This window comes from Mycobacterium sp. shizuoka-1, assembly GCF_002723835.1.
Taxonomy (GTDB): Bacteria; Actinomycetota; Actinomycetes; order Mycobacteriales; family Mycobacteriaceae; genus Mycobacterium.
This window is the reverse complement of record NZ_BEWG01000082.1, coordinates 54294-68821: the sequence shown is the minus strand read 5'-3', so window position 1 is coordinate 68821 and position 14528 is coordinate 54294. Positions and strand designations below refer to the sequence as shown.

Genomic DNA, 14528 nt, shown 5'->3' with positions numbered 1-14528 from the left:
GGAGAAATCGATGGCTGAAGCGGTCATTGTCGAGGCAGTACGTTCACCAGTCGGCAAGCGCAACGGCGGACTGTCCGGTGTGCATCCCGCCGAGCTGTCGGCCCAGGTGCTCAACGGACTCGCCCAACGCGCCGGCATCGATCCCGAGATCGTCGACGACGTCATCTGGGGCTGCGTCATGCAGGCCGGGGAGCAGGCCCTCGACATCGCCCGCACCGCGGTGCTGACCGCCGGCTGGCCCGAGTCGGTGCCCGGCGTGACGGTCGACCGCCAGTGCGGCTCCAGCCAGCAGTCGGTGCACTTCGCCGCCGCAGGCGTGGTGGCCGGCCACTACGACGTCGTCGTCGCCGGTGGCGTCGAGTCGATGTCGCGCACCCCGATGGGCGCGTCGCTGGCCAACGGCGGCAACCCCTACTCGGCCGGTTTCAAAGGCCGCTACGACCGCACCCCGAACCAGGGCATCGGCGCGGAGATGATGGCCGTCAAGTGGGGCCTGAGCCGCACCGACCTGGATCAGTTCTCTCTCGATTCGCATGAGAAGGCCGCTGCCGCACAGGATTCCGGCGCCTTCGACGATCAGATCGTGGGAATCAAGGATGCCGACGGTAACGTCGTCCTCAAGGACGAGGGCATTCGCCGCGGGACCACGCTGGAGAAGATGGGCCAGCTCAAGCCGGCGTTCTCCGAGGACGGCGTGATCCACGCCGGCAACTCCTCGCAGATCTCCGACGGCTCGGCGGCGCTGCTGTTCATGTCGGCCGAGAAGGCGAAATCGTTGGGGCTCAAGCCGCTCGCCCGCGTGCACACCGCGACGCTGGCCGGTTCCGACCCGGTGATGATGCTGAGCGGCCCGATCCCGGCCACTCAGAAGGCGCTGGCCAAGTCCGGCCTGAGCGTGGACGACATCGGCGCCTTCGAGGTCAACGAGGCGTTCGCGCCGGTTCCGATGGCCTGGCTCAAGGAGATCGGTGCCGACGAAAAGCGGCTCAACCCCAACGGCGGCGCGATCGCCCTGGGCCACCCGCTCGGCGGATCCGGTGCGCGGATCATGACCACGCTGCTCTACCACATGCGGGACAACGGGATTCGCTACGGTCTGCAGACCATGTGCGAAGGCGGCGGCCAGGCCAACGCCACCATCCTCGAGCTGCTGTAGTGACCGACGTGCAGACCCCCGCCGCTCTTTTCGAGCGGCGGGGCAACGTCGCGCTCATCACGATCAACCGGCCCGAAGCCCGCAACGCCGTCAACGGCGCGGTCAGCACCGCGGTGGGTGACCTGCTCGAGCAGGCCCAGAACGATGCCGAGGTCTGGGCGGTGGTGATCACCGGAGCCGGTGACAAGTCGTTCTGCGCCGGCGCCGACCTGAAGGCGATCTACCGGCGGGAGAACCTTTTTCACCCGCAGCACCCGGAGTGGGGTTTCGCCGGGTATGTCCGGCACTTCATCGACAAGCCGACGATCGCCGCGGTCAACGGCACCGCGCTGGGTGGCGGTACCGAACTGGCGCTGGCCAGCGATCTGGTGGTCGCCGAACAGAGCGCGAAGTTCGGCCTGCCGGAAGTCAAGCGCGGCTTGGTCGCCGCGGCCGGTGGGGTGTTCCGGATCGTCGATCAGCTGCCGCGCAAGGTGGCGATGCAGCTGCTGTTCACCGGCGAACCGATCACCGCTGACGAGGCGCTGCGGTGGGGCCTGATCAACGATGTCGTGCCGGATGGCACCGTCGTCGACGCGGCTTTGGCTCTGGCGCAACGCATCACCGTCAACGCGCCGCTGGCGGTTCAGGCCAGTAAGCGCGTCGCGGTCGGTGTCGACGACGGCGCGATCACCGCGGACGAGGCCGGCTGGACTCGCACCATGCGTGAGATCGGCCCGCTGATGAAGTCCGAGGACGCCAAGGAGGGGCCGCTGGCCTTCGCCGAGAAGCGCCAGCCGGTGTGGAAGGCCCGCTGAGGGGCTAAGCCGGCTTGGCCGTCGTCGTCGGCGTCGTGATCGGCGTCGACGACGGCGTCTCGGCCGGAGTCTCGCTCGACGTGGTCGGAGTGGTCGACGTGCTCGTGGTCGTCGCCGTGTTCGGCGTCGGGGCGTCCTCGGGGCTGAGCACGGTGTCGATCATGTAGATGTAGGCGCCGGCGGCGGTGTATCCGCACACCACCTTCGCGGTGTCGTTGATCTTGATGTCGCCACCCTTGCCGGTGACCGTGACCAGGCTGCCCTGCTGCGTCGGCATCTTGCCGTGCAGGTCGTCGGGGCCCAGGTAGCCGAGCACCAGGTGGTAGAACAGCGTCGAGGTCAGCAGCGCCGGGTCGCTCTTGAGCTGCGCGAGGGTCGCCTCATCGAGCTTGGCGAACGCGTCGTTGGTGGGCGCGAAGACCACGTACGGACCGCCGTCGATCACGCTGACGATGTTCACGGCCGGGTTGAGCCCGCCCGAGATCGCCGCGCTGAACGTGCTCAGGTCCGGGTTCGCGGCGATGGCGGCCGTCGCCGGCTGAACGCCCATGCTGGAGAAGGAGCCGGCGCCGGTGGGGATGCGGTTCTTGTAGGCGTCGCAGCCCGAGCCCTGCGGGTCCGGCAGCTGGCTCATGCTCGGCACCGGGATCGCCGACGTGGTCGGCGCGGCCGGGGTGGTGGTCGTCGGCGTCGGGTCGGCATAGGCCTGTACGGCGGTGGGGATCGCGACGGCGATGGCAGCCAGCGCCGCGGCGACGCCCAAGGACTTCGTACGAGTGCTCACTTCGGCTCCTTTGAGGTCTCTAGGGGAGTCGGCGAAATGCGGGTCCCCGTTACCGCTGCGCCGCGAGGAATCGTACTGGCAGCAAAGTGTCAGTCTCAAAACGGGCGGTGAACCCGCTGCTCAGAGGCCTGGGCGGCGCACGCGCCAGCACAGTGGCGCGGGCCGCCCACGAGCGGCTGCCTACGATGTCGGCCATGGCCGAACCATTGATCATGTCCGTGCGCGGACACCGTCCGGATCTGCACGCCGAGTCCTGGGTCGCGCCCAACGCGGCGGTGATCGGCCAGGTGCGGCTCGCGTCCCGGGTCAGCGTCTGGTACTCGGCGACGCTGCGGGCCGAGGCGGAGTGGATCGACGTCGGCGCGGGCAGCAACATCCAGGACGGCTCGACCGTGCACGTCGACCCGGGTTTCCCGGCGCGGATCGGTGCCGGGGTGACGGTCGGGCACAACGCCGTGCTGCACGGCTGCACGGTCGAGGACGGCTCGCTGATCGGGATGGGCGCGATCGTGCTCAACGGAGCGGTGATCGGCGCGGGCTCGATCGTGGCGGCCGGCGCGGTGGTCCCCCAGGGCATGGTGGTCCCGCCACGCTCGCTGGTGGCCGGGGTGCCTGCCAAGGTCCGCCGGGAACTGTCCGACGCCGAACTGGACGGCAATCGCGCCAACGCCGCGGTCTACGAACACCTCATCGACCTGCACCGCGACCCTGAGTAGGTTTGCGCGGCCGCCAGACTGCCGATATTGCTTGGGTGAAAGCGCTGCGGATCCTGGTCACCGGGGCCACCGGATACGTCGGGTCCCGGTTGGTGGCCCGGCTGCTCGAGGACGGGCACGAGGTAGTCGCCGCCACCCGCGACCTGGAAAAGCTCGGCCGGTTCGGCTGGTGTGATCGGGTGAGCGCGGTTCTGCTGGACGCCGGTGATCCCGGCACGGTGCAGACGGCCTTCGCCGTCGCCGACCCGATCGACGTCGTCTACTACCTGGTGCACGGCATCGGCGAGCCGGACTTCCGGGACCGGGACAACGCCGCCGCGGCCACCGTGGCGGTCGGCGCCGCAGGCGCCGGAGTGCGTCGGATCGTGTACCTCGGCGGGTTCGTGCCCGACGACGGCGAGTTGTCCGAACACCTGGCCGGGCGGGCCGAGGTGGCGGCGGCTCTGGCCGTCGAGGGCGGAGCCGAATTGGTCTGGCTCGGCGCGGCGGTGATCATCGGAGCGGGTTCGACCTCGTTCGAGATGGTCCGCTATGTCGGCGACCGGTTCTGGGTGATCCCGTTACCGCCGTGGGCCGATCACGACATCGACCCGATCTCGATCCGGGACGTGCTGCACTATCTGCTGGCCGCGGCCGACCCGGACCTGGTCCCGGCCGGCGCCTACGACATCGTCGGGCCCGCGACGATGTCGTACCGCCGGTTGCTGCAGACCTACCTGGACGCCGCCGGCTCGGTGCGCGCCGGGCTGCCGATGCGCGACGTGGTGCCCCGCGGACTGGTCGGCCGGGTGGCCGGTGCCTCGGTGCCGGTGCCGACGGGTCTGGCGGCCGATCTGATCGAATCGCTGGACCATCCGATGACGGCCTCCGACACTGTCCTACGTGACCTTGTTCCGGATCCGCCGGGTGGGCTCACCGCGATCGAGGACGCTGTCGCCGCCGCGGTGGACAGTCCGTGCCCGCGCCCGGTCGACGAGCTGGCCGATCCGCATCACCTGGCCGACAGCGATCCGGTCTGGGCCGGGGGAGACACGTTGCAGTTGCGCCGGATGGCCGAAACGGTGACGCCCGTGCTGATGCGCCCCGCATTGGGGCTGCTCGACGCGGTGCCCGGGCCGCTGGCCGGGGTGCTGCGGACCGGACTGGATCTGCTCTTGACCAAGGCGCATCTGCGATGACCATGCTCGACGAGGTGCGTGCGGTGGTGGCCAATGTGGCTGTGCCGCATCAGGAATGGCCGTCGATGATCCGGCGCCGCCGGGTCGTCGTGTGCGTGGTGCTGGTGATCGGCGCGGTGTTGGTGGGGTTGTCGCTGACCCGCAGGCCGGGAGACACGACGTTCTACTGGTTGACGTTCGCGCTGGCCGCGGTGTGGGCGTTCGGGGCGTGGCTGTCCGGACCGCTGCACCTGGGCTGCATCCGCTGGCGGGGGCGCAACCAGCGGCCGGTGTTCACCGGGATCGTGGTCGGTCTGCTGCTCGGCGGCGTGTTCGTGATCGGCGGGTTGGCCGCCCGCGAGATCGGGCCGGTCGCCGAACGCATCACCCGGGTGCTGGAGTACACCAGCCACGGCAGTCTGTGGCTGGTTGTGGTGATCACGGTGGTCAACGGTTTCGCCGAGGAGCTGTTCTTCCGCGGCGCGCTCTATCCCGCGTTGGGCGGGTTCCACCCGGTGGTGATCTCCACGCTGCTCTACACCGCGGCCACCTGCGCCAGCGGCAACCCGATGCTCGGCTTCGCCGCCGTCATCCTGGGCACGGTCTGCGCCTGGGAACGCCGAGCCACCGGCGGCGTGCTGGCACCGGTGCTGACCCACATGGTGTGGGGGCTGATCATGGTGCTGGCACTGCCGCCGATGTTCGGCGTCGGCAGTTAGCGCAACGGGTGGGCGATTTCGTCGCGGGGCATGCGCGCGGCGGTGAGCGCGACCGCGGCCAGTAGCACCGGCGCGATGCCCGTCACGGCGAAGATCAACTCCACCGAGACCACCTTCGACAGCGGCCCGGCCACGGCCATCGACACCGGCATGAACGCCAGCGAGACGAAGAAGTCCAGGCTCGACACCCGGCCCAGCATCGCCGGCGGCACCCGCCGCTGCAGCAGCGTGCCCCAGATGACCATGCCCGCACCGTCGGTGACGCCGACGACGAACAGCGCGATCGCCATGACCGGCAGCGAGGTGGTCGTGCCGACAATGGCCAGCGGCAGCGACCCCGCGCCCCACATCACCATCATCACGGTGAGGTAGCGCCGCGGCAGCTGCCGGGAGGACACCGCGAGTGCACCCAGTGCGCTCCCCAGCCCGAACGCGGCCAGCAGCACGCCGTAGACCTGCTCACCGTGGGCGAACCGGTCGCGGGCGATGAACGGCAGCAGCACCTCGATCGGGCCGAGCGCCAAGAACACCCAGCTGCAGGCGAACAGCAGCGTCCAGCGCAGCCACGGGGTGCGCACCACGAACCGCAGACCGTCGCGCAGGTCGGTGAGGACGTGCGGGGTCTGCCGCTCGACCGTCATCACGATGTGCGACCCGTCGCCGGGTCGCATCGCGACCAGCAGGATCAGCCCGGCCGCCATCAGCGCGGTCACCGTCACCGTGCCCAGGGCGGGGAAGGTGAGCCCGATCAGCACACCGGCGGTGGCGGGGCCGATGGCCTGCTGCAACGTGGGCCGGATCGCACCTTCGACGCCGTTGGCGGCCAGCAGATGCTCGGCAGGCAGGATGCGCGGCAGGTAGGCGTTGTAGGCCGGGAAGAAGAACGCCGCGCCGATGCCGAGAACCGTTGCGGCAACGGCCATGTGCCACAGCCGAAGGTGATCGGTCAAACCCAGGACGGCGACCGCGCCGGTGGCCACGACGTTCGCGGCCTCGACGGCGATGATCACGGCGCGCTGCGACGCCCGATCGGCCACGATGCCGCCGATCAGGATGAAGGCCAGCATGCCGCCGGCGAGGCAGGCCGCGACCAGGGACAGCGCCGCCGGGTCGTCGGCCAGCGCGATGACCTGCAAGGCCATCACCACGGTCCACATGCCCTCGGCGAACAGGAACAACGACATCGCCGCGATGAGGAGCCGAAACTCGCGGTAGCCGAACGGTGCGAGCACGCGCCAGCGGCCGGTGGTTCTCACCGGCTCGTCAGTGTCGCAGGGCGTACTCATGACATCGATGGTCGCCGACGGATCGAGGTCACGTCCAACGATTTTCGGCGCGGCCAAAGCGCTCAGTCGAAGAGATCGTCGATCGAGGGCGCCGGCCGGCCGGCGAGTTTGTAGCTGACCCAGCGGTTCAACGAGATCCCTTGCTCGGCGGCCTCGACCGTCAGCCGTTCATGCAGCACGGGCGAGGTACGCACCATGAATTTGCCGCTGTAGCGGCGGTCGGTCAACGACTCCGGTGGATCCATGCCGAGCTCGGCCAGTTCTTCCAGCTCTCGGCTGATCAGTTTTTCCACGCGCTCGATGGCTTCGTGGGGCGTGAGTGCTGTCGCGTACCGGCCTTTGAATTCCAGGCACAGGGCAAGGTACTGGCAGTAGTCCTCCGACCACTCCGCCCGATAGGTGTAGTTCGGCATGGCCCCATGATGGGGGCGAGGTCCGACATCTCCGGCTGCGGATCAACGGCCGCTCCACAGGGGGACGTGTGGCTTTTCCAGAACTCGATATCACCGGTGATACCGCGTTCTGGAAAAGAGCGACATCAACTCCCGGTGCACCTAGCTGTCGGTGAAGTCCGGCGTGCGGTGTTCCTGGAACGCGCGGGTGCCCTCGCGGAAATCCTTTGACGCCAACAGGACTCGCTGGCCCTCGCTTTCCCGGCCGATCGCCGCCTCGAGTTCGGTCAGCGTCGCGGCGTTGATCGCCTGCTTGGTCTTGCGCAGCGCCACCGCCGGGCCGGACTCCAGCTTCTCGACGACCGCGGCCACTCCGGCCTCCAGCTCGTCGGCGGGGTACACCGCGCTGACCAACCCGTAGTCGAACGCGTCGGTCGCCGAGATGCGTTCGGCCAGCAGCGCCATCCGCATCGCGCGGATCCGACCGACGGCCGCGGCCACCAGCGCCGAGGCGCCGCCGTCGGGCATCAAGCCGATCTTGGTGAACGCCAAGAGGAAAAACGCCTTCTCCGAGGCCAATACGACGTCGCAGGCCAGCGCCAGCGACACCCCGACCCCCGCCGCGGGGCCGTGCACGACGGCCACCACCGGCTTGGGCAGGTTCACGATCGCGCGCACCGTGCGGTTGGCTTCCACCAGCACCTCGTCCGGGGTGTCCGGCGACCGGTTCGCCTGATCGTCGGCGCTGATGCCGGCCCCCGAGCTGAAACCGCGGCCGGCCCCACCCAGTCGGACCACCCGCACCTGGTCGTCTCCGGCCGCGTGCTCGAGGACATCGGCCAGCGTGCGCAGCATCACCGCGTTCAGTGAATTGAGGCTGTCTGGCCGATTCAGCATCACGGTCAACAGTCCGCCGTCGAGCGACACGGTCAGCTCCGGGGCACCGGCGTAAGCATCGATGGTCGTCATGGCTGCACCTTAGGCGCCGATGGGGGCGCGACCCGCGCCGGGGCGGCACGGGTGTAAATAGTAAGCGGGCGATCAATCAACTGGAGGGTAGGGAGCCATGGCGGGACCACTGCACGGTTTGCGCGTCGTCGAATTGGCCGGCATCGGTCCGGGTCCGCATGCCGCGATGATCCTCGGTGACCTGGGCGCCGACGTCGTGCGCGTCGAGCGGCCGGGCAAGGGGACCGGGACGCCCAGCAACGACTACCTGCTGCGTAACCGTCGCTCGGTGGGGGCCAACCTCAAGGATCCCGCGGACCGCGACATGGTGCTGGGCCTCATTGCCAAGGCCGACGTGCTCATCGAAGGCTTCCGCCCCGGCGTCACCGAGCGTCTGGGTCTCGGGCCGCAGGATTGCGCGGCGGTCAACGACCGCCTGATCTACGGCCGGATGACGGGCTGGGGCCAAACCGGACCGCGCAGCCAGCAGGCGGGCCACGACATCAACTACATCTCGCTGAACGGCGTGCTGCACGCGGTCGGCCGGGTCAACGAGCGGCCCGTTCCGCCGCTGAACCTGGTCGGTGACTTCGGCGGCGGGTCGATGTTCCTGCTGGTCGGCATCCTGGCCGCGTTGTGGGAGCGGGAGCGTTCGGGCAAGGGGCAGGTCGTCGACGCCGCGATGGTCGACGGCTCGTCGGTGCTGTCCACCATGATGTGGGCGTTCCGCCACATGGGCATGTGGAGCGACGTGCCCGGCACGAACATGCTCGACACCGGCGCCCCGTACTACGACACCTACGAATGCAGCGACGGGCGCTATGTCGCGGTCGGGGCGATCGAACCGCAGTTCTACGCCGAGTTGCTCGACAAGCTCGGCCTGGACCCCGCCGAGTTGCCCGGCCAGAACGACATGGCCCGCTGGCCGGAACTGCGCGCGGTGCTCACCGCCGCCTTCGGCGCCCACGACCGCGACCACTGGGCCAAGGTCTTCACCGGCAGCGACGCCTGCGTCACCCCGGTGCTGTCCTTCGCCGAGGTGGAGTCCGAGTCGCACAACACCGAGCGCAACACCTTCTACACCGAGGCGGGCTCGACGTTCCCGGCGCCCGCTCCGCGGTTCTCCCGGACGGCACCGGATCTGCCCACCGCGCCCGGGGTGCCGGGAGCCGACAACGAGGCCGTGTTGCGGGACTGGGTATAGTCCCCAACCAACCAGTAGGTCGAGTTAATCGAAAGGAAACCCATTCGTGGAGATCAAGGACGCCGTAGCCGTCGTCACCGGCGGTGCCTCCGGCCTGGGCCTGGCCACCACCAAGCGACTGCTCGATGCGGGTGCTTCGGTGGTCGTCATCGACCTCAAGGGTGAGGACGTCGTGGCCGGACTGGGCGATCGGGCCAAGTTCGTCGCCGCCAACGTCACCGACGAGGAGGCCGTGACCAAGGCTCTCGACGTCGCCGAGTCCCTCGGGCCGGTGCGCATCAACGTCAACTGCGCGGGCATCGGCAACGCGATCAAGACGCTCGGCAAGGACGGCCCGTTCCCGCTGGACGGTTTCCGCAAGGTCGTCGAGGTCAACCTGATCGGCACGTTCAACGTGCTGCGGCTGGCCGCGGAGCGCATCGCCAAGACCGACCCGGTCGGCGAGGAGCGCGGCGTCATCATCAACACCGCCTCGGTCGCCGCGTTCGACGGCCAGATCGGCCAGGCCGCCTACTCGGCCTCCAAGGGCGGCGTGGTCGGGATGACCCTGCCGATCGCCCGCGACCTGTCGCGCAGCCTGATCCGCGTCGTGACGATCGCGCCTGGCCTGTTCAAGACCCCGCTGCTGGGTTCGCTGCCCGAAGAGGCGCAGAAATCGCTCGGTGCGCAGGTCCCGCACCCGGCCCGCCTCGGCGATCCCGACGAGTACGGCGCGCTGGCCGTGCACATCGTGGAGAACCCGATGCTCAACGGTGAAGTGATCCGCCTCGACGGCGCGATCCGGATGGCTCCGCGGTAGGGACCGACATGACTCTGGTTACCAAGTTCACCGAGGTCTTCGGTGTGGAGCACCCGATCGCCCAGGGCGGCATGCAGTGGGTGGGACGCGCGGAACTCGTTGCGGCCGTTGCCAATGCGGGTGGTTTGGGCTTCATCACGGCGTTGACCCAGCCGACCCCGGCGGACCTGGCCAATGAGATCGCCCGCACCCGTGACATGACCGACAAGCCGTTCGGCGTGAACCTGACGATCCTGCCGGCGATCAACCCGCCGCCCTACGACGAGTACCGGCAGGTGATCGTCGACGCGGGCATCAAGATCGTCGAGACCGCTGGGTCCAACCCGGCGCCGCATCTGCCGATGTTCCACGACAACGGCATCAAGGTGTTGCACAAGTGCACCTCGGTGCGGCACGCGGTCAAGGCACAGACCCTGGGGGTGGACGGCATCAGCATCGACGGATTCGAATGCGCCGGGCATCCCGGCGAGGACGACGTCCCCGGTCTGGTGTTGATCCCGGCGGCGGCCCGTGAGATCGAGATCCCGATGATCGCCTCCGGCGGCTTCGGCGACGCCCGCGGTCTGGTGGCGGCGCTGGCGCTGGGTGCCGACGGCATCAACATGGGCACCCGGTTCATGTGCACGGTCGAGTCCTGCATCCACCAGAACGTCAAAGAAGCGATCGTCGCCGGCGACGAACGCGGGACCGAGCTGATCTTCCGCAGCCTGCACAACACCGCGCGGGTGGCCTCCAACGCGGTCTCCCGCGAGGTCGTGCAGATCCTCAAGGACGGCGGACAGTTCGAGGACGTCAAGGACCTGGTCGCCGGCGTGCGCGGGCGGCGGGTGTTCGACGAGGGCGATGTCGACGCCGGTATCTGGACCGTCGGCACGGTGATGGGCCTGATCCACGACATCCCGACCGTGGCGGAGTTGATCGGCCGGATCGTCGGCGAAGCCGAGGACATCATCACCGGCCGGCTGGCCGGCATGGTCAAGGTCGGTACAGACGCGAAAGTGCCCGCCTGAACGCAGGCGGGCACTGTCCGTATCGAAGCCCCGAATGGCGCCTCACCGCAGGTCAGCGGTGACGGCGCCGTTTGGCGCTTGGCTCAGCTGGCGTTAGCGAGCGGGGGGAGATCCTCGAACTGCTCCGAGGTATCGCCCTCCACGAGAAAATCGCCGTGGTAGAGCTCATCGAAATCGATCTTGATGACATCGGCATTGGTGTCGTCGATCCACATGCACAGGACTCTATGGGTCTCCATTAAGGAATCTTTGAGCCACGATTCGGAAAACCATGGCAATTGTTACTCCCGAGTCAGGTAGCTGGTTACTGGCGAGTCAGGTTGGTCACACCCGAGGCCAGAAATCCCCCGCGACTAGGGTGGGGCCCAGCAGGAAGGACACCTTCAGACATGGCGCCACAGACTTTCGACCACCCGTTCTTCGCTCGTCTCTGGACGGTGATGTCCGCCCACGAGTCCGGCCCGATGCGCGAGCTTCGGCGCGACAATCTCGCCGGCCTCACCGGGCGCGTCCTCGAGGTCGGGGCGGGCACCGGGACCAACTTCGCCTTCTACCCCGATTCGGTGACCGAGGTCGTCGCCCTGGAGCCGGAGACTCGGCTGGCGCCGCTGGCCGAGCAGGCCGCGGCGGCGGCGCCGGTTCCGGTCACGGTGATCTCCTCGACCATCGAGACCATGCCCGGGACCGAGCCGTTCGACGCGGTGGTGTGCTCGCTGGTGCTCTGCTCGGTGGCCGACCCGGACGGCGTGCTGCGGCAACTGCACGCGCTGCTGAAGCCGGGCGGTGAGCTGCGCTACTTCGAGCACATCGCGACCGGAGGCTGGCGGGGCGGGTTGCAGCGGCTGGCCGACGCCACCATCTGGCCGCGGACGGCCGGAAACTGCCACACCCACCGCCAGACGGAACGCTCGATCGCCGGCGCGGGATTCGTCATCGACACCGCACGGCATGCGGCAACCTTCCCGGCTTGGGTGCCGCTGCCGGTGCAGGAAGTCGCGTTGGGCCGGGCAAGTAAGTCGGCCTAGCTCCCCAGGAGTTCGGGCAACTGCTGCAACAGCCGCGGCAAGGCGGTGCTCGCCGACTCGCGGATCGACACGGTCGCGTTGTCGGACAGCGGGGTCGGCTCGGGGTTGACCTCCACCACGATCACCCCGCGGGCCAGCGCCACGTCGGGCAGCCCGGCCGCCGGATACACGATCCCGGAGGTGCCGACCACGACCAGGACGTCGGCGGTGGCCACCGCCTCGACGGCTGCCTGCCAGGGTTCGTCGGGCAGCTGTTCGCCGAACCACACGATGCCGGGGCGAATCAGGCCGCCGCATTCGCACTGGGGCGGCATCTTCTCCAGTTCCGGTTCCGGCATGTCCGGAAGCGGCGCGTGATAGCGAGATCCGCAGGTGTCACACCAGAACTCGAACAGGCTGCCGTGCAGATGATGTACCGGCCTACTGCCGGCGCGCTCGTGTAGATCGTCGACGTTCTGGGTGATCACGGTGACGTCGGCATAGTCCTGCCAGGCCGCGACCGCGCGGTGACCGTCGTTGGGCTCGACGCGACCGACCAGGTGGTGCCGCCACAGATACCAGGCCCACACCCGTTCCGGATGGCTCTGCCAGCCTTCGGTGCTGGACAGCTCATAGGGGTCGTACTTGGCCCACAGACCGGTCTCGTCGTCGCGAAACGTCGGCACCCCACTCTCGGCGGAGATCCCCGCCCCGCTCAGCACCGCGATACGCACATCCCCCAAAATAGCCGGTCTACGCGATACTGAGCAGGTGTCGGAGTTGGGGCTTGGACTGCGCTTGGACGCAGGGGCGGGGCGTCCATTGTTCGATCAGCTGAGAACACACGTCATCGCGGGTATCCGCGATGGGACGCTGCCGCCGGGGACCCGGCTGCCGACGGTGCGCGAGCTCGCCGGCGAATTGGGTCTGGCGGTCAACACCGTGGCGCGGGCGTATCGGGAGCTGGAAACCGCCGGAATCGTCGAAACCCGGGGCCGCTTCGGCACATTCGTGGCGCGGGCGGACCCGGCCGACGCCGCGATGGCCGCCGCCGCCAGCGCCTACGTGGAAGCTGCTCGTTCGCTCGGGCTCGACAAGCACGCCGCGCTGCGGTATCTGGACTCCGCGTTCGGTTGAGGCCTCAGCCGAACTCCAGCAGGGTGTAGGAGCCACGCAGGTTGCGGGCCGGGTGCAAGGCCCAGATCGCCGGGAACACCTTCTGGAAGAAGAATCCGCGGCCGGGCGGCATCGGGATGTCGTGGACGGCTTTGATTCCCGGCACCGTGTTCGCCAGGTCGGCCAGCTCGTCGTGGGTGAGGCTGAACGGCATGGGCGGCACCCGGTAGTGCCGCGAGGACCGCAACCCTTTCGGGGCGAGCTTCTTGACCAACACCGGCGGCAGGTCGAAGAACATCTGACCACCGGGAAAACGCTTGGCGCACTCGACGATCAGGCCCATCGCGTCGCCCGGCTGCAGGTACATCAGTAGACCTTCGGCGGTGATGAACACACCGTCGCTGCCGTCCACCTGGTCCATCCAGCTGTAGTCCAAGGCCGACTGGGCCAGTGCGGTGATACGCGGGGAGGCCGGCAGCAGGCGCTCACGCAGCTCGATCACCGGCGGCAGGTCCACCGACACCCACCGGAACTGCGGATCGGACACGGCGTCGGACACCCGCCAGAAGCTGGTCTGGAAACCCTCGGCCAGCGCGACGACGGTGGCCTTGGGGTGGGCTCTGAGATAGGCGACTGCGCAGCCGTCGACGGCCAGCGACCGAAGGGCCATCTCCTGGCCCTTGCGGCCGAACTTGTCGAAGTCGAAATCGATGGCGTCGCGCAGGGTGATGGCCATCGGGTCGTGCAGGATCGCACCGGGGAGCCCGGCCTGGTGGGCGCGGCCGTTGAGGGTCAGCAGCGCGGTCTCCGAGACGCCACCGAGCTGGCTGGCATTGATCTTGGGGCTGTTCACCCCACCACCTTTACCAGCGTGCGCAGATTACGGGTGGTGGTCGAGGATTTGTAGCGCTTCTTGCCCATCGTCTTGCCGATCGTCGAGTCCAGCGTGGACGCCTTGGGCACCTGCCAGTACAGGACGCCGTCGCCGCGGGCGATCTTCTCGTCCGGCCCGGCATCCTCGGCCAGCGCGGCAAGCTCGTCGAGCATCGCGGGATCGCTGACGAACGTCACGTACGAATGATGGCCCTCGACCTCGGGCTCGAACGGGTAATCCTGCGCGATCTTTCGCACGGTCTCCAGGTCGTACACCAGGACCCAGGCGTCGTAGCCGAATCGCTCCCGCAGCGCCGCTTCGGCGGTGGCGCGAGCTTTCGCTGAAGATTGCGGCGATTCGAGGACCACGTTGCCGGAGGCCAGGATCGTGCGCACATCGGTGAATCCGGCGTCGGTGAGGGCCGCGGACACGTCGGCCATCTTCATCGTCGTTCCCCGGACGTTGACACCGCGCAGGAACGCCGCGTAGCGCGTCATGGAGTCGATGCTATATGTCGGCCGCGACGGGACTCGGAACCTGTGTCCGGACCTGCTGAAGGCCAGCTT

18 protein-coding genes are annotated in these 14528 nt (G+C 68.6%); 10 read left to right on the top strand and 8 right to left on the bottom strand.

Going from position 1 to position 14528, the window contains the following annotated elements:
- The first annotated feature begins 10 nt into the window (after window positions 1–10).
- Complete coding sequence (locus tag MSZK_RS22600) at window positions 11–1156, top strand: acetyl-CoA C-acyltransferase (RefSeq protein WP_099250778.1); 1146 nt, start codon at window positions 11–13, stop codon at window positions 1154–1156.
- The gene (locus tag MSZK_RS22595) at window positions 1156–1953 is read left to right on the top strand and encodes a crotonase/enoyl-CoA hydratase family protein (protein WP_099250777.1); all 798 of its coding nucleotides are present in this window, start codon (window positions 1156–1158) and stop codon (window positions 1951–1953) included. Before MSZK_RS22600 ends, MSZK_RS22595 begins: the two co-directional genes overlap by 1 nt.
- A 4-nt stretch (window positions 1954–1957) precedes the next feature.
- Here the strand turns inward: MSZK_RS22595 and MSZK_RS22590 are convergent, their stop codons facing one another.
- Window positions 1958–2737: a fasciclin domain-containing protein gene (locus MSZK_RS22590; protein ID WP_099250776.1), complete on the bottom strand. Its 780-nt coding sequence runs from the start codon at window positions 2735–2737 to the stop codon at window positions 1958–1960.
- Window positions 2738–2931: 194 nt separating this feature from the next.
- Here MSZK_RS22590 and MSZK_RS22585 point away from each other — a divergent pair, with 194 nt between their 5' ends.
- The 3 genes from MSZK_RS22585 to MSZK_RS22575 are packed head-to-tail and all read left to right on the top strand — an operon-like array spanning window position 2932 to window position 5329.
- Window positions 2932–3453, top strand: a complete 522-nt coding sequence (locus MSZK_RS22585; RefSeq protein WP_099250837.1) for a gamma carbonic anhydrase family protein — start codon at window positions 2932–2934, stop codon at window positions 3451–3453.
- Between the two features lie 44 nt (window positions 3454–3497).
- Window positions 3498–4631 carry an NAD(P)H-binding protein gene (locus MSZK_RS22580; RefSeq protein ID WP_099250836.1) on the top strand — a complete coding sequence of 378 codons (1134 nt, stop codon included), beginning with the start codon at window positions 3498–3500 and terminating at the stop codon, window positions 4629–4631.
- Complete coding sequence (locus MSZK_RS22575; protein WP_099250775.1) at window positions 4628–5329, top strand: CPBP family intramembrane glutamic endopeptidase; 702 nt, start codon at window positions 4628–4630, stop codon at window positions 5327–5329. The genes MSZK_RS22580 and MSZK_RS22575 overlap by 4 nt, the downstream gene beginning before the upstream one ends.
- Here MSZK_RS22575 and tet(V) read toward each other — a convergent pair.
- From tet(V) to MSZK_RS22560, 3 genes are all read right to left on the bottom strand, one after another.
- Window positions 5326–6615, bottom strand: coding sequence for a tetracycline efflux MFS transporter Tet(V) (gene tet(V), locus MSZK_RS22570; RefSeq protein WP_099250835.1), 1290 nt, complete (start codon window positions 6613–6615; stop codon window positions 5326–5328). The genes MSZK_RS22575 and tet(V) overlap by 4 nt on opposite strands.
- Window positions 6616–6677: 62 nt before the next feature.
- Complete coding sequence (locus MSZK_RS22565; protein WP_099250774.1) at window positions 6678–7028, bottom strand: type II toxin-antitoxin system HicB family antitoxin; 351 nt, start codon at window positions 7026–7028, stop codon at window positions 6678–6680.
- Window positions 7029–7169: 141 nt separating this feature from the next.
- Window positions 7170–7976, bottom strand: a complete 807-nt coding sequence (locus MSZK_RS22560; RefSeq protein ID WP_099250773.1) for an enoyl-CoA hydratase — start codon at window positions 7974–7976, stop codon at window positions 7170–7172.
- 97 nt (window positions 7977–8073) lie between these two features.
- Here MSZK_RS22560 and MSZK_RS22555 point away from each other — a divergent pair, with 97 nt between their 5' ends.
- From MSZK_RS22555 to MSZK_RS22545, 3 genes are read left to right on the top strand one after another with little or no spacing between them, the layout of a single operon-like run.
- Entirely contained in the window at window positions 8074–9159 is a 1086-nt protein-coding gene (locus MSZK_RS22555; protein WP_099250772.1) for a CaiB/BaiF CoA-transferase family protein, read from the top strand.
- 46 nt (window positions 9160–9205) lie between these two features.
- Window positions 9206–9958 carry a 3-hydroxyacyl-CoA dehydrogenase gene (locus tag MSZK_RS22550; protein ID WP_099250771.1) on the top strand — a complete coding sequence of 251 codons (753 nt, stop codon included), beginning with the start codon at window positions 9206–9208 and terminating at the stop codon, window positions 9956–9958.
- An 8-nt stretch (window positions 9959–9966) separates the two neighbouring features.
- Complete coding sequence (locus MSZK_RS22545) at window positions 9967–10968, top strand: nitronate monooxygenase family protein (protein ID WP_099250770.1); 1002 nt, start codon at window positions 9967–9969, stop codon at window positions 10966–10968.
- 83 nt (window positions 10969–11051) lie between these two features.
- Here the strand turns inward: MSZK_RS22545 and MSZK_RS33460 are convergent, their stop codons facing one another.
- Window positions 11052–11183: a hypothetical protein gene (locus MSZK_RS33460; RefSeq protein WP_099250834.1), complete on the bottom strand. Its 132-nt coding sequence runs from the start codon at window positions 11181–11183 to the stop codon at window positions 11052–11054.
- 174 nt (window positions 11184–11357) lie between these two features.
- Between MSZK_RS33460 and MSZK_RS22535 the strand changes: the two genes are divergently transcribed.
- Window positions 11358–11993: a class I SAM-dependent methyltransferase gene (locus tag MSZK_RS22535; protein ID WP_099250769.1), complete on the top strand. Its 636-nt coding sequence runs from the start codon at window positions 11358–11360 to the stop codon at window positions 11991–11993.
- On the opposite strand, the gene MSZK_RS22530 is transcribed toward MSZK_RS22535, so the two are convergent.
- Window positions 11990–12706 (bottom strand): NAD-dependent deacylase, encoded by a 717-nt coding sequence (locus tag MSZK_RS22530; protein WP_099250768.1) that lies wholly within the window; start codon window positions 12704–12706, stop codon window positions 11990–11992. The genes MSZK_RS22535 and MSZK_RS22530 overlap by 4 nt on opposite strands.
- A 37-nt stretch (window positions 12707–12743) precedes the next feature.
- Between MSZK_RS22530 and MSZK_RS22525 the strand changes: the two genes are divergently transcribed.
- A complete protein-coding gene (locus MSZK_RS22525) occupies window positions 12744–13109 on the top strand; it encodes a GntR family transcriptional regulator (protein WP_099250767.1) in 366 nt (121 codons plus the stop codon).
- Window positions 13110–13113: 4 nt separating this feature from the next.
- Here the strand turns inward: MSZK_RS22525 and MSZK_RS22520 are convergent, their stop codons facing one another.
- Together MSZK_RS22520 and MSZK_RS22515 are read right to left on the bottom strand one after the other, a co-directional pair.
- Window positions 13114–13941 (bottom strand): class I SAM-dependent methyltransferase, encoded by an 828-nt coding sequence (locus tag MSZK_RS22520; protein ID WP_099250766.1) that lies wholly within the window; start codon window positions 13939–13941, stop codon window positions 13114–13116.
- Window positions 13938–14459 (bottom strand): DUF1697 domain-containing protein, encoded by a 522-nt coding sequence (locus MSZK_RS22515; RefSeq protein WP_099250765.1) that lies wholly within the window; start codon window positions 14457–14459, stop codon window positions 13938–13940. Before MSZK_RS22515 ends, MSZK_RS22520 begins: the two co-directional genes overlap by 4 nt.
- Between the last annotated feature and the right edge of the window lie 69 nt (window positions 14460–14528).